Raw genomic sequence first — 16,897 nt, forward strand, 5'->3', positions numbered from 1 at the left:
CGCTAGGCGCCGGCAGGCACCCCCCACCGCCGCCGAACGGCACCCACCCACCCCCACTTTGGTAAGGCGGGGCCCCCGCTTAACGCCTGCGGTAGAGGCGGGGCCCCCGCTTAACGCCCCGGCTGGCTGCGGCGGGCGCCGGGTGGGTTCGGGTCCAGCTCCCACACGGTGGTGTGCTTGACCCGGACGCTCTCCAGCGCCTCGGACACCGGCACGTCGTACCCGGCCAGCCGGTGGAAGCGCTCGCGGGGCAGGAACGCCCGGTCCGGGTCGCCCACCAGCACCCGCGCGCCGGACCGGGCGGCCCGGAGCAGGAAGCGCAGCATCCGCCGGGCCATCGCCTCGCTGTAGAACACGTCGCCGGCCAGCACCACCTCGGCGTCCCCGGCGTCGGAGTCGAGCACGTCGGCCAACTCGGCGTCGACGCGTACCCCGTTGGCCTCGGCGTTGAGCGCGACGGCCGCGACGGCCCGCTCGTCCACCTCGACCGCCCGGACGGCGGCGGCGCCGGCCCGGGCGGCGGCGATGGCGACCAGGCCGGAGCCGGCGGCGAGGTCGAGCACCCGGCGGCCGGCGACCAGCTCCGGGTGGTCGGTCACGTACCGGGCGAGCGCCTGCCCGCCGGCCCAGGCGAAGGCCCAGAACGGCGGCGGCTGGCTGCTGCGGAACTCACCCTCGGTCAGCTCCCAGAGGCCGATCGGCTCGTCGGCCTGGTGCAGCCGCACCTCGGGGACGAAGGCGACCGGGGCGAGACGCGCGTGCAGCCGGACGAAGGCGGCGGACAGCTCGGACACCCGGAGATTGTGTCGCACGGCCGATCCCGGGCGTGTCGGCGGGCGGTCGTGACCGGTTCACCACTGTCGGTGAAACGACCCCCCGATGTTGACGTTGGGTGCGAACACGCCCGTCTACCGGCCGGCCGGGACCGCTCCTAGCGTTGCGGGTGGACACGACCGACCGAGGTGAGGAGGCCGGGTGAGCGGGTGGCGGCACGCGCTGCGGATCGGGCTGGTGCTGACCTGCCTGGCGGGTTCCGGGTTCGCCGGGGCCGCGCCGGCCCGGGCGGCGGCGGCCTTCTCCACGGAGCTGAGCGGCCTGCCGGACGAGTTCACCGGCGGCAACCGGGTGGAGACGCTCTCGGCGGTGGTGTCCCGGTCCGACCGGGGCGCGCGCTCCGACTGCGTCAAGGTGCGCTGGTCGATGCTGCTCCAGGTGCAGGGCCTGCGGCTGGACCAGGTGAAGGTGGACCGGGTGGAGGAGACCGGCTCGTTTCCGCTGGAGATCCGCACCGAGGGGGACACCGCGCGACTGACCGACCGGGAGCTGGACCCCGGGGTGCTCTGCCCGGGGCGCACGGTGACCGCGCGCTACCGGGTGGCGTTCGCCGAGGACGTGGGACGCGGCCGGGTGAGCATCGCCGCCGAGGCGTACGACCCGCAGTTGCGGCTGCTGGCCCGGCGGACCGCCTCGCGCCAGGTGGTGGGCGAGGCGGTCGAGCCGACGCCGGAGCCGACGCCGACCAGCGCCGCGCCGACCGACCCGCCCCGCGAGGAGCCGCCCACCGAGGAGCCGACGGCGGACGAGCCGACCGACGCGACGGTGGTCGAGCCGCCGCTGCCGGGCGCGGCCGGGCGGCCGGTCGCCGAGACCGGCGGCTTCGGAGTGGTGCAGGCCGCCTTCGGGCTCGGTGGTCTGCTGCTCTTCCTCGGGGCCGGGCTGTTGCTGCGGATGCGACGCCTGCTCCGCCCCGCCGGCGAGCCCGCCGATGGTCCGGCCGGGGGCCCGGCGCCGTCGTTCGAACGGCGACGGACCCCGCGACGGTGGCGGTGACCGGCCTCAGCCGGCGGCTGCGGCCTGCGCGTACGCGGGCGCGGCGCCGGCGGACCGGGGGCGCAGCGACAGCACCGCGCCGAGGCCCGGCACCTCCTGCCGGTCGACGGTGAACTCGGCCGCCAGTGACCGGTGCAGGTACGCCAGCGACTCCGGGTCGACGGTGCACATCTCCGGCGCGCTCTCGTCGGTGGCGACCAGGTGCACCTCGCCGGCCAGCAGCAGCGACGCGTTGACGAACTGGCACAGCTCCGGCCAGAGCAGGTAGCGCCAGAAGTCCACGCTGACCACCGCGTCCAGGCTGCCCGGCGCCAGCGGCGGGGCGAGTCCGATCAGGTGGAAATTGGTCGGACCGACCGGCGCGCCGTGGTCGAACGTCAACGCCTCCGGGGGCAGCCCGGCGTCGGCGCTGCCGGTGCCCACCCAGAGCACCCGCGGGCCGGGCAACCGGTCGGCGAGCCCTGTCACGGCGGGGCCGATGGCGCACGTCGCGGCCGTGACGGACGCGCGGACCAGGGAGCGGTAGAACAGGATCCGCTTGACCGCCTCCGGGCCCACGATGACGCTGAGGAACTCCCACTCCAGGCAGGGGTAGAGCGCCATGACCGACCGGGTGTTCGCCATCGTCTCGGCCCAGTTGCGGCCCATGTTGCGGTGGTGCGGCAGGTGGACCACGCGGGCGTCGTCGTCGTACCCGAACGTCGCCCCGGCCTGGTCGACCCGGTAGAACAGCTCGATGTCCTCCATGCCGTAGCTGAGCGCGAACTCCTCGCGGAAGCCGCCGACCCGGTCGAACAGCTCGCGGGGCAACGAGATGTTGTGCGTGTAGGCGACGGTCCAGCCGACCGCCAGCCAGTCCCGGCGCTCGTCCGGCACGCCGTCGGGGGGAAAGCGCATGTCGCCGGCGTACGGCGAGACGCGGGGGATCGCCGCCGGTTCGTCGCGCAGCACGGCGGGCAGGTGGGCCAGTCCGATGTCGTCGCGGCGGCCGATCAGCACCGGGGCCGCGCCCGGCGTGCGGTGGTGGGTCAGGTGCCGCTCCAGCAGGTCGGGCATCGACCAGGAGTCGGCGTCGAGGAAGACGATCAGGTCCGCGGCGGCGTGCCGTACGCCCTCGTTGCGCACGCCGGAGCGGCCCCGGCGCTCGGCCAGCTCGATCAGCCGCAGGCGCAGGCCGGCGCCGGCGGCCAGCGCCTCCGGGTAGCCGTCGGACGATCCGCCGTCGCGCACCACGACGACCTCGAAGCGGTCCGGTGACAGCGTCTGGCGGGCCAGCGCCCGCAGGGTCAGTTCCAGGCAGTGCGGGTCCTGGTAGGTCGGCATCACCACGGTCAGTTCGGGGGTGCCGGAAGTCGGCAACGACATGCGTGGGGTCTCCGTTCGTCGGTCCACGACGGACGGCGCCGCCGGGGCCATCGGCGCGGCGGGTTCGTTGCGGGACCGCCGACGCGCGGGCGTGCGAGAGAGGGCCGGCCGGGGGTGGGGCCGGAAGACAATTTGACGAGGATGATTCACGATAACCGTACGCATAGGTGTCAGTCACTGAAGGTAGGGGTCGATAGGGGTGACTCGGTTTACAAAAACTTTTCCCTTGTAAAAACCCCTGCTGGCTGACACAGTCGGATCAGGAGCAACCGATCGGAGTCCGACGATGCGTACCGACACCGTTCCGTGGCGGGACCCCCGCCGGCCGCTCTGGCCGCTCGCGCTGCTCGTGCCGACGCTGCCGTTCCTGGCCTGGTCGCTCTGGCACGCCACCGGTTCCGGCTGGGCCTGGTGGCTCACCCCGGCGGTGGTCTTCGGCGCCATCCCGCTCGTCGACCTGATGATCGGCGACGACCGGGCGAACCCGCCCGAGGCGGCGGTGCCGGCGTTGCAGGCCGACGGCTACTACCGCTGGCTCACCTACCTCTGGCTGCCCGCCCAGTACGCGGCCCTGGTGCTGTGCTGCGCGGTGTGGGCCGGCGGCCGGCTCTCCTGGCCGGCCGCCGCCGGCCTGGTCGCCACCGTCGGGGTGGTCGACGGCATCGCCATCAACACCGCCCACGAGCTGGGGCACAAGCGGGAGCGGGCGGAACGCCGGCTGTCGAAGATCGCGCTGGCCCCGACCGGGTACGGGCACTTCCACGTCGAGCACAACCGGGGCCACCACACCCGCGTCGCCACGCCCGAGGACCCGGCCAGCTCGCGCCTCGGCGAGTCGTTCTGGGCGTTCTGGCCGCGTACCGTCGCCGGCAGCCTGCGCTCGGCCTGGCGGTTGGAGGCCGGCCGCTTCCGGCTGCGCGGGCGCAGCCCGTGGACCTGGCGCAACGAGGTGCTCAACGCCTGGGCCCTGACCGTGCTGCTCTTCGCCGTGCTGGCGGCGGTGTTCGGGCCCGGCGTGCTGGTCTTCCTCGTGCTCCAGGCGGTGGTCGGCTTCTCCCTGCTGGAGGCCGTCAACTACCTGGAGCACTACGGCCTGGCCCGGCAGCGCACCGCCGCCGGCCGCTACGAGAAGGTCGACCCCCGGCACAGTTGGAACAGCGACCGGGTCGTCACCAACGTCTTCCTGTTCCAGCTCCAGCGGCACAGCGACCACCACGCCAATCCGCTGCGCCGCTACCAGGCGCTGCGCAGCTTCGACGCCTCGCCCCAACTGCCGGCCGGCTACGCCACCATGGTGATCGCCGCGCTGCTGCCGCCGGTCTGGCGGCGGGTGATGGACCACCGCGTGCTGGCCCACTACCGGGGCGACCTGTCCGCCGCGAACGTCCACCCGCCGGCCCGGGACCGGGTGCGGGCCCGCCTGGCCCGGGCCGGCGCCGCGGAGCCGTCCGCCGGCTGAACTCCGGGCCCGGCCGTCCCTCACCCCCTGGTGGGCGGCCGGGCCCGGCCGGCGGCTCCCGTCCAGCCGGTTGGGCCTGTTGCCGGGGCTGGTGCCGGCTCAGTCCAGTTGGCCGGGTTCCAGGCTCAGCTCGCGGGCGGCGACCAGGCGGATCCACTCGGCGATCTGCCGGCGGGTGATCACCCGTTCGTGCACCGAGAGCTGCACCGCCAGGCCGTCCATCACGGCACTGATCCGCCAGGCGGCGCCGGCCGGGTCGGGGCAGGTGAAGGTGCCGTCGGCGACCCCGTCGGCGATCACCGTCGCCAGGTCCTGCCGCCAGCGCAGGTCGAGGCGGCGGGAGAGCTTCTCCAACTCCGGCGTCCGCAGCGACTCGGACCAGCCGTCGATCCAGATCGACCAGGAGGCGGCGCGGCCGGTCGGCGCGTAGAGGCGCAGCATCCGGCGCAGCTTCGCCAGCGGCGGCGCGGCGGAGCGGAGCACCGCGTCCAGGCGGGCCAGATCCTGCTCGACCGCGTACGCGAACGCCTGCGCGAGCAGCCGGTCCTTGGTGGCGAAGTGGTAGAAGACCAGCGCCTGGCTGACCCCGGCCGCCTCCGCCACGTCGGCGGTACGCGTGTTGGCGAGCCCTCGTTCCGCGATCACCTCGCAGGCCGTGCGCAGCAGCGCGTCCAGGCGGATCTCGGCGGCTCGTCTCGTCACGCCGTTACGGTAGCCCATCCGGATGACCACGAGGAGTTACCGGAGCGGCCGGTCGGCGATGGGACAGTCGGAAGGTAGACACTCCGTCGGTGGCCAGGATCCGCAGGTCGGCGTGCCTATGATCGGCCCGTCCAATCCCGCCCAGGCTCCTAGGACGCCTGCCGGAGATGGCGCATTGCTCATCCCGGACGCGCCGGGCACGGGGATCCGATTTGGCAACGTTCCCTCGCTCGGCTAAAGTTCTCATCCGTCACCGGGAAACGCCGGGGGCGTGCGGACGTAGCGCAGCTGGTAGCGCATCACCTTGCCAAGGTGAGGGTCGCGGGTTCGAATCCCGTCGTCCGCTCGGAGAATGCCGCCACGCAGTTCGGGGGCAACCTCGGTGGAGTGGCCGAGAGGCGAGGCAACGGCCTGCAAAGCCGTGTACACGGGTTCAAATCCCGTCTCCACCTCGGCAGTTGACGAGGGCGATTGGCGCAGTGGGAGCGCGCTTCCTTGACACGGAAGAGGTCACTGGTTCAAACCCAGTATCGCCCACCATCGGAAAGGCCGTGTCGATCACTCGACACGGCCTTTCTCGTCGGGTGCGGGGCACCGGGAACGCCCCGCGTGGCCGAGACTGGCCCGGTGAACGAACAACAGACCCGAGCCCAGCAATTCCGCAGCCTGCACGTGCCCGGTGAGCCGTTGGTCCTGGTCAACGCCTGGGACGCGGTAAGCGCCCGGATCGTGGCCGCGGCCGGCGCCCGCGCGGTCGCCACCACCAGCGCCGGCGTGGCGTGGAGCCGGGGCGCGCCGGACGGCGACGCGCTCACCCGCGAGACCGCCGTCGACGTGATCCAGCGGGTCGCCGCCGCGGTGCCCCTGCCGGTCACCGCCGACATCGAATCCGGGTACGGCGACACCCCCGACGAGGTGGCGGGCACGGTGACCGCGGTGCTCGCGGCCGGCGCGGTGGGCGTGAACATCGAGGACGCCCGGTACGACGCGGGCCCGCCCCTGCGCCCGGTCGACGAGCAGTGCGCCCGCCTGGCCGCGGTCCGCGCCGCCGCCGACCGCGCCGACATCCCGCTGTACGTCAACGCGCGCGTCGACACGTTCCTGTGCGGCCTCGGCGGTGTGCCGGAGACGGTGGCGCGGGCCGAGGCGTACCTGGCCGCCGGCGCGGACGGCGTCTTCGTGCCGGGGACGGTCGACCCGGAGACCATCGCGGCGCTGGTGGCGGCGCTCCCCGCCCCGCTGAACGTGCTGGTCGGGCCGGGTGCCCCGGCGGTTGCCGAGCTGGCCCGGCTCGGGGTGGCCCGGATCAGCCTCGGTTCGACCGTCTTCGGGGCGGCGTACGCGGTGGCCCGGCGGGCGGCGACCGAGGCGCTCGACGCCGGGACGTACGACACGCTGGCCGGCGGGCTCGACCACGACACGCTCAACGCGCTGATGCGGGACTGACCCGGGGACGCGGACGGGGGCGCCCAGCGGCGCCCCCGTCCCGGCCGACCGGGGACCGATCAGCTCCGTCGGCCCCCGGGTGTGTGCGGTCGGATCACATCGGCGGGGCGACGTCCCGGCGCTCCTCGACGCGGCGGTACTCCACCGGCTGGTCGACGGTGGTGACCACCTGACGGCGACGGCCCCAGACCAGCGTGGTCATGATCAGGCCGAGCACGCCGGCCGCCATCAGGATCCAGCCGACGACGTCGAGGTCGACACCGCCGACGTTGGCGTTCAGCGCGAACGTGAGGATCGCGCCGACCGCGATCAGGAAGATGCTCGTACCGATACCCACGACAGCCTCCTTCAGGGGGATGATTGTGCTGTCGCCCGGCTCTGTACCCCGGCGACGAGCAGCGCAACCACGGCCCGCGGGGGGTCGCCGCGCGGCGATCTTGGCATCGGGTAGAGTTTCCCTCGTCGCCGACGCGAGTCGGCGACGGTGCGGACGTAGCGCAGCTGGTAGCGCATCACCTTGCCAAGGTGAGGGTCGCGGGTTCGAATCCCGTCGTCCGCTCGCGAACTGCCCCGGGCGATTGGCGCAGTGGGAGCGCGCTTCCTTGACACGGAAGAGGTCACTGGTTCAAACCCAGTATCGCCCACCGAAGAATCACCTCTCCGCCGCCGGTCGACCGGCGGGCATCTCCCCCCGGCGGCCGGCACCGGCCACATCGGTCACCCGTTCGCCCCGAGGGCCGGGTGAAGATCAACCGTGCGGGTTATGGGCCGCCGGCTCGACGCGTGTCAGGGTGGGGCCGATACGCAGGGAGGCGGTCACATGCGGACGATCGGGCAGGGACGATGGCGGCGTACGGCCGCCCGGGCAGGCGTGGCGGTGGTCGTCGCGGCGGCCGGGGTGACGGTGGGCGGCGCGCCCGCGCAGGCCACCGCGACCCGGACCGTGGCGTTCTGGAGCATGGACGAGCCGACGGCGTCGACCGTGCTGACGGACAGCAGCGGCAGCGGCCGGCACGGCGCGGTCGGCGACGAGGTGGTCACCGGCGCGATCTACGCCGGGGCCACCGGCCACCGGTTCGCCACCCATCTGCCCACCGACCAGGAGTACGTGCCCGGCCACGTGGACCTGGTGCCGCACAGCACCGACCTCAACCCGGACACCGGGGACTTCTCGGTGACCATCCGCTACCGCACGACGTACTCGTTCGGCAACATCCTCCAGAAGGGACAGGGGAACACCGCCGGCGGCTACTGGAAGTTCGAGGCGCCGGGCGGCAAGCCGAAGTGCCTGTTCCGTGGCGGCGACGGCGCCTCGCGCACCGGGTACACCGACGTGCCGATCGCCGACGGTCAGTGGCACACCGTCACCTGCAACCGCACCGCCGCGTACGTGGAGATGTACGTCGACGGCGTCCGCACCAGCCGGCTGTCCGGGCCGACCGGCACCATCGCGAACTCGTGGCAGCTCTCCGTCGGCGGCAAGAGCCAGTGCGACGGCACGAAGGTGACCTGCGACTACTTCGCCGGTGACATCGACTACGTGAAGATCCTGAAGGGTTCCGGCGGGCCGGCCAACCAGGCCCCGGTGGCCGCCGTGACGCCGTCCTGCGCCGGGCTGGTGTGCACGTTCTCCGGCGTCGGTTCCACCGACGTGGACGGCGCGATCCAGGACCACCGGTGGTTCTTCGGCGACGGGTCCGACGTCGACACCGTCTCCGTGCCGACCACGTCGCACACGTACGCCGCGGCCGGCACCTACCCGGTCACGCTGACGGTCACCGACGACCGGGGCGCCACCGGCACCACGACCGTCGACGTCACCGTCGCGCCGGTGCCGGAACGGATCTCGTTCGTCGGCCAGGCCACCGCGAACGCCAACTGGTCCAGCCACACGGTGACCGTCCCGTCCGGCGTGCAGCCCGGTGACACGCTGCTGCTCCTGCTCGGCCAGAACACCCACACCGGCACCGGCGAGCCGACCGGGGTGACCGGCTGGACGCGCCTCGACCGGTTCGACGGCGGCTACGCCACCACCACCGCCTGGTGGAAGACCGCGACCGCCGGGGACGCGGGCACGGCGGTGCGGGTCGCGCTGGACAGCCAGGCGAAGGGCAACCTGGTGGTGGCCGCGTACCGGGGGGTCGCGCCGGGCGCGCCGGTCTTCGCCCGGGCCGCCGACCCGGCCAGCACCGCCACGCGGACCACCCCGTTCGCGCCGGTGACCGCCGCGCAGAGCTGGGCCGTGTCGTACTGGCTGCACGGCGACGCCACCTCCACCGCGCTCACCCCGCCGGCCGGCGTCGCGGTCCGCAGCAACAGCTCGCAGACCGGAGGTGGCCGGGTGACCGGCCTGCTGGCGGACTCGGCGAGCAGCGTCCCGGTCGGCAGCTACGGCGGGCTGGCCGCGACGGCCGCGGCGGCGAGCACGACCACCACCACCTGGACGTTCGTCCTCCCGCCGGCCTGACCCCTTTTCCGGGTACGCGTCGAAGGCCGGCACCCCTGTCCGGGGTGCCGGCCTTCGTGGCGTCTTAGCTGTTCCAGTGCTTGTTGACCAGGTCGGTGGCCTGCTTCTCCCACTGCGCGTACGCGTCCGGGTAGGCCGACACCTGCACCGTCTGCGCGGCCTGGGTCACCGGCATGTCCTGCCAGCCGTCGACCTGCTTCAACCCCTTCAGGAACGCAAGCGTCGAGTACTCCGGGTCGGTGATCTGCTCCGGCGTGCCCCAACCCGAGGACGGACGCTGCTGGAACAGACCCAGCGAGTCGTGGTCGTTGCGGTCGCCGAGGTGGCCCAGGTTCTCCAGCTTCGACTCCTGCAACGCCGTAGCGATCGAGACCACCGCCGCCCGCTCCGGCAGCCCGGCCTTCTTCGTCGCGGCGATGATCGCCTTGACGTTGGCCGTCTGCTCGTCGTTCAGGGTGATCGTGGACTGCTCACCCTGCACACCCGCGACCGCGATCGGCTTGCTGGCGGTGGCGGCGTGCGCGGACTCGACGTGACCGGCGATCGGACCGGCGAACACACCACCGGTGAAAGCCAGACCAGCAATACCCAGCACACTCTTACGCAGCATCGTGTTCATGGCGAGGGCTCCATTCGGGGGTCAACGCACCGGGGGTGCGGGCACCGTCAGGCGCACAAGAAAGTCTTGGCTGCTCGCGGGGCGGGGGCCTCGACGCGGCGGCCGGAACTGTGTGTAACGACCGGGGGTCCACCGTCATTCCCGGGCGGGGCGGCGCGGGGGCGCTTGCCTTCCTCGGCCGTGCACCGGGATACAACGCCGCGACCCCCCGACCCATTCCACCGTCAGCGTGCCGCCCACCACCCCGAAACCGGACACCCCACCCCACGCGGGAACGCCCCCGACATCCCGGACCGCCGATCTTGCAGTTGCGGACCGCCTATTCGGGGCGAAACCGACGTTCCAGGGGCACCAAGTGCAAGATCGGCGCAGGGAAGGTCGGGGGTGGGGTGGCGTCCTTGCTGCGCGGCGCGACCGCCCACTCCGCGCCCCGCCCGACGCTCGACCGTTCACCCCGTTGACGATGAGGTTGGCGGTGACGAAACGGACATCGAGTACCGCCAACCTCATGCTTAACGCAGGGAGTGGGTGGGTTCTGCCGTTGGCAGATCCGCTCACCGTGAACAGGTCCGCCCGGCCCGGGGTTCCGGGGGCAGGGTGGGACGATGCGACTGTTGATGCTGGGTGGCACAGGTTTCGTCGGTGGGGCGGTGGTGGCCGAGGCGGTCCGCCGTGGCTGGGCGGTGACCGTCTTCAACCGGGGTGTGCACGGCGAGGTGCCGGCCGGCGTACACCGGTTGCGGGGTGACCGCGACGAGCCGGGCGGGTTGGCGGCGCTCGCCGGTGGCGAGTGGGACCTGGTGGTGGACACCTGGGACGGCGCGCCCCGAGCCGTGCGGGACGCGGCACGGGCCCTGACCGGTGCGGTGCCGCACTACGTCTACGTCTCCAGCGGCTCGGTGTACGCGCCGACGGCCGGGCCGGGCACCGGGGAGGAGGCGCCGACCGTCGCGGCCGAGCCGGACGCGGACGACGGCGACTATCCGCGCAACAAGGCCGGCGGGGAGCGGGCCGCCGTGGAGGTGTTCGGCGAACGGGCGTTGCTGGTGCGGGCCGGCCTGATCCTCGGGCCGGGGGAGGACATCGGGCGGCTGCCGTGGTGGTTGCACCGGGTCGCCCGGGGCGGGGACGTGCTGGCCCCCGGGCCACCGGATCTCCCGGTGCAGTACGTGGACGTCCGCGACCTGGCGGGTTGGGTGCTGGACCGGGGCGCCGAGGGCGTGGGCGGGGCGTACAACGTGGTGAGTCGGAGCGGGCACACGACGATGGGTGAGCTGCTCGACGCGGTGGTGGCGGCGACCGGGTCGGACGCGACACTGCGGTGGACGCCGCCGGCGCCGATCCTCGCCGCCGGGGTGGAGCCGTGGAACGACCTGCCGATCTGGATCCCGCGCGGGCACGAGTACCGCTGGTTGCAGGAGCGCGACGTCGAGCGCGCGTACGCGGCGGGTCTGGTCTGCCGGCCGGTCGCCGAGACGGTCGCGGACACCTGGCGGTGGCTGCGGGAGGTGGGTCGGGTGCCGGCGCGGGCCGGTCGACCGGCGCGCGTCCCGGTGGGCCTGGCTCCGGAGCGGGAGGCGGCGCTGCTGGCCACCCTGCCGGCCTGACCCACGACGCGGCCGGTCCTCCGGCCGCGTCGCACGGCCGGCCGACCCGCCGCCCGCGCCGGCATCGGCCCGACAGACAACGGGGGCGGGCCGGTGCCGGCGCGGGCCGGCGACAACGGGGGCGGTGCGGACGAACAACGGGGGCGGTGCGGCGGGGCCGGGTCCCGGCGGCCCCGCCGCTTCCCCGCGCGCCGCCGTCGCACCCGGCGGCGCGCCCGGTCCGGCACTCAGGGGTGGGTGCCGACCTGGCTGGCCTCGGTCTCCCAGATGCCGTACTGCCGCTCGGCCGGGGGGAGCCCGTAGAAGCAGACGCTGTCGACCTGCCCGGCCGTCTCGTTCGCCACAGACGAGCCGAAGCTGACGTAGCGGTAGCCGCGGTCGGACCTCGCGCCGTCGATCCCGGCCTCGGTGACCTTCATGCTGAGGCCCGGGTTCCAGCCCCGCACGTAGTCGATCATCTTGTACGGGTTGTGCTCGCCGCCGCCGTCCGCGCCGCGCGTCAGGTAGCTGGAGCTGTAGCAGTGCACGGTGGCGACGTCCGGCCGGTACGGGCCGGTGAGCATCGCGCCCAGCCCGTCGCCGGTGTCCCGGACGAACGCGTCGAACCACTGCCCGGAGTTGCCGAACGTGAACCCGGAGCCGTCGCCGTTCCAGCGGCCGGCCGGCATGTTGATCGCCCAGAGCAGGTTGCCCCGGTCCTGGGCCGGTTTGTTGTCGCGGATGGTGGCCAGCCGGTTCCACCGGGCCAGCCACGGGTTGTTCGGCTGGTGCCAGTCGGGTTCGTTGCCGATCTCCCAGACGAAGAGCGTGTTCGGGTGCGCGTCGACGTACGGCAGCAGTTGGTCGAGTTGTCGGCGGGCCAGGGCCGGGTCCGGGTCCTCCGAGGACTGAATGATCATCTCGGTGAGTCCGGTGCCGCGCAGCTCGTCGAGCTGCCCGTCGCTGAACTGCCGCCGGTTCGGGTCGCCCCAGAACATCGAGATGCGGGCGGTCTGCGGACGCATCCGGCGCAGCAGGTCCACCTTGCGGGCGAAGTCGATGTTGTTGGTGGCGCTGCCGGGCGAGACCACCGCGCCCCACTTCATGTAGTACGCGGCGGACGCCGGCGCGGGAACGCCGAGCACGCCGCCCGCGCCCAGCACGGCGGCGGACGCGCCGACGCCGCCGAGGAAACGGCGTCGGGACAGGCCGGGTCCGCCGGTCGTCGGCGGGACGGTGGTGCGGTCGGTCATCGGGAGCCTCCCCTGGTCCGATGGGTTCGGTGCCCACCGTGCCGCCCGCCGGCCGTCCCGTCCTCTCAGCTCGCTCTCACCTCGCTCGCGGCGCGCGCCCGCGCCTCGCCGAGCAGTCGCAGCGCCCGCTCACGTTCCTGCTCCTCACCGTGCACGCGGCACAGCGCCAGGCAGCCGCGCAACGCGGACCGGGCCGCCGGGAGCCGACCCAGGGCGAGATGGGCGGCGCCGAGACGACGCAACGCGATCAGCTCACCGATGCCGTCGCCGACCTCCCGGCTGCCGGCGACCGCCTCGGTCAGCTCCGCCACCGCCCGCTCGTACTCGCCGGTGCGCAGGTGCAGGTCGCCGAGGTGACCCCGGCTGATGGCGGCGCCCCGTCGGTAGCCCAGCTCCTCGCAGAGCGCCAACGCGCGGCGCAGCAACCGGCCGGCGTCCGCCTCCGCGCCGTCGCGCCCCAGCACCAGGGCCAGGCTGGTCGAGGTGTACGCCTCGCCGAACCGGTCGTCGAGCTGCCGGAACAGCGCCAGCGCCGCCCGGAAGGCGGCCTCCGCCGCGTCGGTGCGCCCGGCCACCCGGTGCGCCGCGCCGAGGCCGACGACCGCTGTCGCTCCGGTCGCGGTGGCGGGGTCAGGCCCGTGCGACCGGCAGGTCGAGCACCTCGTCGACCGGGCGGCGCGGGGTGGCACGGCCCGGTTGGCCGTACCCGACCCGCATCACCATCTGCGGCGTGCCGAACCGGCCGAGGGACAGCCGCAGCGCCTCCCGCGCGGCCGGCACCTCGATCGGCTGGGAGAGCATCGACACGGCGAGCCCGGCGTCGGTGGCGGTGAGCAGCACCCGTTGCAGGGCCTGCCCGGCGACGACCTGGTCGGTGCCGGTGTTGCCGGGGGTGCCGAGCACGGCGACCAGCGGCTCCGGTTCGAAGTCCCGGCCGGGCGCCCGGTTGCGTCCGCCGAAGCCACGCTGCGGCAGCAGGTCCTGCGGTTCGGTCTGCGGGCCGCCGGCGGCGGCCGGCACGCCGTCCGGGGCCGGCTCGGAGCGGATCCACGCCACCCGTTCGGCCACGTACGCGGGGTCGCGTTCCAGCACCCGATGGGCGCTGCGGGCGACCTCGGCGAACGCGTTGACCGCGCTGGTGCCGATGACCAGTTCCAGCCAGCACTGCTCGGCGCGGGCCGCCTCGCCGAGCCGCCAGCGGGCCTCGGCCGGCACCGGGTCCGGCCAGAACGGCGCCCGGTTGCTGAACCGGCGGCCGACCGCCCCGTACAGGCTCTGCTCGGTCGGGGTGGGCCGGCGCGGCACGTCCGGCGTCAGCCGGGCCACCACGTCCGGTTCGGCGGGGTACGGGCGCAGCCGGACCGTCGCCGGGGTGCCCGCCACGGCCAGCGCCAGCCGCAGGTTGAACAGCGCCGCCCCGCACGCGATCCGCGCGCCCCAGCCGGTCGGGTCGGTGGCCGGCAGGCCGCGCAGCGGGTCGACGGCGACCTCGATGCCGCCGTCGTGCAGTCGGAACCGCCACGGCTGGGTGTTGTGCAGCGACGGCGCGCGTACCGCGTCGGTGACCGCGGCCCGCAGTTGCCCGACGGTGTATTCGGTCGTCATGGTCGTGCTCCCTTCGTACGGCGTCGGGCTTCCGGTTCCTACGGTGCGTCACCGGAAGCGGCCCTGAGCAGGGCCGGAGGTCCCACCTGGCGGGTCCGACCGGCCCGGGGCGGCGCGTCGACGACGGGACCTTCGGCCCGTGCGGGGGTGGCGGGCAGCGGGTAGAAAGGACTGATGATCCGGGTGTTCCTGCTCGACGACCACGAGGTCGTCCGTCGTGGCCTGGCCGATCTGCTGACCAGCAGCGGCGACATCGAGGTCGTCGGCGAGTCCGGCCTGGCCCAGGAGGCGGCGCGGCGGATTCCCGCGCTCCGCCCCGACGTGGCGATTCTCGACGCCCGGCTGCCCGACGGTAACGGCATCGACGTGTGCCGGGACGTGCGCGCCGTGGACTCGTCCATCAAGGGCCTGATCCTCACCTCGTACGAGGACGACGAGGCGCTGTTCGCGGCGATCATGGCCGGTGCGGCCGGCTACGTGCTGAAGCAGATCCGCGGCACCGACCTGGTGGACGCGGTCCGCCGGGTGGCGGCCGGGCAGTCCCTGCTCGACCCGGCGATCACCACCCGGGTGCTGGAGCGCATCCGCAGCGGCGTGGAGCAGCCGCGGGAGCTGAAGTCGCTCACCGAGCAGGAACGGCGGATCCTGGAGTACGTCGCCGAGGGGCTCACCAACCGCGAGATCGCCGGCAAGATGTTCCTGGCCGAGAAGACGGTGAAGAACTACGTCTCCAGCGTGCTGGCGAAGCTGGGTCTGGAGCGGCGCACCCAGGCGGCGGTGCTGGCCACCCGGCTGCTCGGCAAGAACCACTGACCCCGGCCGGGTCAGTCGAGCGGGACGCCCCAGCGCAGCTCGGTGCCGTGCGGCTCGACCCGGCGCAGCGTGAACTCCCCGCCGAGCCGTTCGGCCCGCTCCCGCAGGTTGACCAGGCCGCTGCGGGCCGCTGTCGGGTCGCAGCCGATCCCGTCGTCGGTGACGGTGATCTCGACCCGGCCGGCGTCCACCGCGACCCGCACCGACACCCGGTCGGCGTGCGCGTGGCGGACCGCGTTGGACAGCGCCTCGCGCAGCACGGCCACCAGTTCGGGACGCAGCTCGTCCGGGACGGCGCTGTCGATCGGGCCGACCAGGTCCAGGTCGGGCCGGTGCCCGAGCGTCTCGGCGGCCACCTCGATCGCCTCGCGGATCTCGGTGCGCAGCGCCGCGCTCATCGGGGTGCGCAGCTCGAAGATGGTGCGGCGGATGTCGCGGATGGTGGCGTCCAGGTCGTCGACCGCCTGGTTGATGCGCTTGGCCACGTCGGGTCGGGCGTTCATCGCCCCGCTCTGGAGTTGCAGGCCGGTGGCGAAGAGCCGCTGGATCACCACGTCGTGCAGGTCGCGGGCGATCCGTTCGCGATCCTCCAGCACCACCAGCAGTTCCCGTTCCTCCTGGCCGCGCGCCCGCTCCATGGCCAGCGCGGCCTGCCCGGCGAAGCTGGTCAGCAACGCGAGGTCGTCGTCGCCGGCCGGGCCGTGGTCGGGCCGGTGCGCGATCACCAGCACGCCGTGCAGCGTGTCGGCGGCGGCGAGCGGGGACACCACCGCCGGGCCGGCGACCACCGGCTGGGGCCAGGGCGCCGCCGCGGCCAGGTCGTCGACCTGCTCGTGCCGGCGCTCGGTGGCCGAGCCGGCGAAGCTGGTCTCGCCGGCCGGCAGCACCGCGCCGACCAGCTCCTGGGCGATCGGGTCCGCGCCGTCGACCACCTCGACGGTGAACTGCGCCTCGTCCTCGTCGTAGAGCAGCACCAGCGCCAGCTCCGCCTCGGCGACCTCGCGGGCGCGACGCGCCACGAGCGACAGCGCGTCGGTGCGGCGCACCTCGCCCAGCAGCACCGAGGTGATCTCCGCGGCGGCGGCCAGCCAGCGTTCCCGCCGGTGCGCCAGCGCGTAGAGACGGGCGTTCTCGATCGCCACGCCGGCCGCGGCGGCGAGCGCGGACACGATCTCCTCGTCGTCCTCGGTGAACTCGGCGGCGCCCTGCTTCTCGGCCAGGTAGAGGTTGCCCCACACCTGGTCGCGGATGCGCACCGGCACGCCCAGGAAGCTGTGCATCGGCGGGTGGTGCGGCGGGAAGCCGTACGACCGGGGGTGCCGGGTGATGTCCGGCATGCGCAGCGGCTTCGGCTCGTCGATGAGCAGGCCGAGCACGCCCCGCCCGTGCGGCAGCTCGCCGATGCGCGCGTGCAGTTCGGCGTCGATGCCGTAAACGATGAAGTCGTGCAGCATGCGGTCCGGGCCGATCACCCCGAGCGCGCCGTAGCGGGCGCCGGCCAGCTCGCACGCCGACCGCACGATCCGCTGCAACGTGCTGCGCAGGTCCAGGTCGGAGCCGATGCCGACCACCGCGTCGAGCAGCGCACGCAGCCGTTCCCGGCTGGTGACGACCTCCCCGACCCGGTCGAGCATCTCCTGAAGCAGCTCATCGAGGCGGACCCGGGACAGCGGGGACAACCCGAGCGACGGCGTGACGGGCTCGTGCCGGGGGTTCGGTGCGGCGGCCACCGGCCGATGCTATCGCCCGGTG

General features: G+C 73.9%; 15 protein-coding genes and 5 tRNA genes. 11 read left to right on the plus strand and 9 right to left on the minus strand.

Annotated features, from left to right (window positions below; all coding sequences use genetic code 11):
• Positions 1-110 precede the first annotated feature (110 nt).
• Entirely contained in the window at positions 111-794 is a 684-nt protein-coding gene (locus tag ACZ6O5_RS15000; RefSeq protein WP_465977485.1) for a class I SAM-dependent methyltransferase, read from the minus strand.
• Positions 795-975: 181 nt separating this feature from the next.
• On the opposite strand from ACZ6O5_RS15000, the gene ACZ6O5_RS15005 reads away from it, so the two are divergent.
• Positions 976-1,830 carry a hypothetical protein gene (locus ACZ6O5_RS15005; protein WP_465977487.1) on the plus strand — a complete coding sequence of 285 codons (855 nt, stop codon included), beginning with the start codon at positions 976-978 and terminating at the stop codon, positions 1,828-1,830.
• Positions 1,831-1,836: 6 nt separating this feature from the next.
• Here the strand turns inward: ACZ6O5_RS15005 and ACZ6O5_RS15010 are convergent, their stop codons facing one another.
• The gene (locus ACZ6O5_RS15010; protein ID WP_465977489.1) at positions 1,837-3,195 is read right to left on the minus strand and encodes a glycosyltransferase family 2 protein; all 1,359 of its coding nucleotides are present in this window, start codon (positions 3,193-3,195) and stop codon (positions 1,837-1,839) included.
• Between the two features lie 286 nt (positions 3,196-3,481).
• Here ACZ6O5_RS15010 and ACZ6O5_RS15015 point away from each other — a divergent pair, with 286 nt between their 5' ends.
• The gene (locus ACZ6O5_RS15015; RefSeq protein WP_465977491.1) at positions 3,482-4,654 is read left to right on the plus strand and encodes an alkane 1-monooxygenase; all 1,173 of its coding nucleotides are present in this window, start codon (positions 3,482-3,484) and stop codon (positions 4,652-4,654) included.
• A gap of 99 nt (positions 4,655-4,753) precedes the next feature.
• Here the strand turns inward: ACZ6O5_RS15015 and ACZ6O5_RS15020 are convergent, their stop codons facing one another.
• Positions 4,754-5,356 (minus strand): TetR/AcrR family transcriptional regulator, encoded by a 603-nt coding sequence (locus ACZ6O5_RS15020; RefSeq protein ID WP_199199863.1) that lies wholly within the window; start codon positions 5,354-5,356, stop codon positions 4,754-4,756.
• A gap of 273 nt (positions 5,357-5,629) precedes the next feature.
• Here ACZ6O5_RS15020 and ACZ6O5_RS15025 point away from each other — a divergent pair.
• From ACZ6O5_RS15025 to ACZ6O5_RS15040, 4 genes are all read left to right on the plus strand, one after another.
• Positions 5,630-5,702, plus strand: a tRNA-Gly gene (locus tag ACZ6O5_RS15025).
• A 35-nt stretch (positions 5,703-5,737) separates the two neighbouring features.
• A tRNA-Cys gene (locus ACZ6O5_RS15030) sits at positions 5,738-5,808 on the plus strand.
• A gap of 13 nt (positions 5,809-5,821) precedes the next feature.
• Positions 5,822-5,896: transfer RNA gene (locus ACZ6O5_RS15035), tRNA-Val, on the plus strand.
• 87 nt (positions 5,897-5,983) lie between these two features.
• Positions 5,984-6,802, plus strand: coding sequence for an isocitrate lyase/PEP mutase family protein (locus tag ACZ6O5_RS15040; protein ID WP_465977493.1), 819 nt, complete (start codon positions 5,984-5,986; stop codon positions 6,800-6,802).
• 94 nt (positions 6,803-6,896) lie between these two features.
• On the opposite strand, the gene ACZ6O5_RS15045 is transcribed toward ACZ6O5_RS15040, so the two are convergent.
• Complete coding sequence (locus tag ACZ6O5_RS15045) at positions 6,897-7,139, minus strand: DUF6458 family protein (protein WP_107159425.1); 243 nt, start codon at positions 7,137-7,139, stop codon at positions 6,897-6,899.
• 149 nt (positions 7,140-7,288) lie between these two features.
• On the opposite strand from ACZ6O5_RS15045, the gene ACZ6O5_RS15050 reads away from it, so the two are divergent.
• From ACZ6O5_RS15050 to ACZ6O5_RS15060, 3 genes are all read left to right on the plus strand, one after another.
• A tRNA-Gly gene (locus ACZ6O5_RS15050) sits at positions 7,289-7,361 on the plus strand.
• A 13-nt stretch (positions 7,362-7,374) separates the two neighbouring features.
• Positions 7,375-7,446: transfer RNA gene (locus ACZ6O5_RS15055), tRNA-Val, on the plus strand.
• Between the two features lie 176 nt (positions 7,447-7,622).
• The gene (locus ACZ6O5_RS15060) at positions 7,623-9,269 is read left to right on the plus strand and encodes a PKD domain-containing protein (RefSeq protein WP_465977495.1); all 1,647 of its coding nucleotides are present in this window, start codon (positions 7,623-7,625) and stop codon (positions 9,267-9,269) included.
• A gap of 64 nt (positions 9,270-9,333) precedes the next feature.
• On the opposite strand, the gene ACZ6O5_RS15065 is transcribed toward ACZ6O5_RS15060, so the two are convergent.
• The gene (locus ACZ6O5_RS15065) at positions 9,334-9,888 is read right to left on the minus strand and encodes a hypothetical protein (RefSeq protein WP_465977497.1); all 555 of its coding nucleotides are present in this window, start codon (positions 9,886-9,888) and stop codon (positions 9,334-9,336) included.
• A gap of 605 nt (positions 9,889-10,493) precedes the next feature.
• Between ACZ6O5_RS15065 and ACZ6O5_RS15070 the strand changes: the two genes are divergently transcribed.
• Positions 10,494-11,495: an NAD-dependent epimerase/dehydratase family protein gene (locus tag ACZ6O5_RS15070; RefSeq protein ID WP_465977499.1), complete on the plus strand. Its 1,002-nt coding sequence runs from the start codon at positions 10,494-10,496 to the stop codon at positions 11,493-11,495.
• Between the two features lie 227 nt (positions 11,496-11,722).
• On the opposite strand, the gene ACZ6O5_RS15075 is transcribed toward ACZ6O5_RS15070, so the two are convergent.
• The 3 genes from ACZ6O5_RS15075 to ACZ6O5_RS15085 all read right to left on the minus strand — a co-directional run bounded on the left by ACZ6O5_RS15075 (position 11,723) and on the right by ACZ6O5_RS15085 (position 14,332).
• The gene (locus tag ACZ6O5_RS15075; protein ID WP_465977501.1) at positions 11,723-12,727 is read right to left on the minus strand and encodes a twin-arginine translocation signal domain-containing protein; all 1,005 of its coding nucleotides are present in this window, start codon (positions 12,725-12,727) and stop codon (positions 11,723-11,725) included.
• Between the two features lie 65 nt (positions 12,728-12,792).
• Entirely contained in the window at positions 12,793-13,416 is a 624-nt protein-coding gene (locus ACZ6O5_RS15080; RefSeq protein WP_465977503.1) for a tetratricopeptide repeat protein, read from the minus strand.
• Positions 13,358-14,332 (minus strand): Acg family FMN-binding oxidoreductase, encoded by a 975-nt coding sequence (locus tag ACZ6O5_RS15085; RefSeq protein ID WP_465977505.1) that lies wholly within the window; start codon positions 14,330-14,332, stop codon positions 13,358-13,360. The genes ACZ6O5_RS15080 and ACZ6O5_RS15085 overlap by 59 nt, the downstream gene beginning before the upstream one ends.
• A 174-nt stretch (positions 14,333-14,506) precedes the next feature.
• On the opposite strand from ACZ6O5_RS15085, the gene ACZ6O5_RS15090 reads away from it, so the two are divergent.
• Positions 14,507-15,145, plus strand: coding sequence for a response regulator (locus ACZ6O5_RS15090; protein WP_281935148.1), 639 nt, complete (start codon positions 14,507-14,509; stop codon positions 15,143-15,145).
• A gap of 11 nt (positions 15,146-15,156) precedes the next feature.
• Here ACZ6O5_RS15090 and ACZ6O5_RS15095 read toward each other — a convergent pair whose 3' ends face one another.
• Positions 15,157-16,824 (minus strand): GAF domain-containing sensor histidine kinase, encoded by a 1,668-nt coding sequence (locus ACZ6O5_RS15095; RefSeq protein ID WP_465977880.1) that lies wholly within the window; start codon positions 16,822-16,824, stop codon positions 15,157-15,159.
• Positions 16,825-16,897 lie beyond the last annotated feature (73 nt).

The sequence above is a fragment of the Micromonospora sp. NPDC049201 genome, assembly GCF_055586805.1.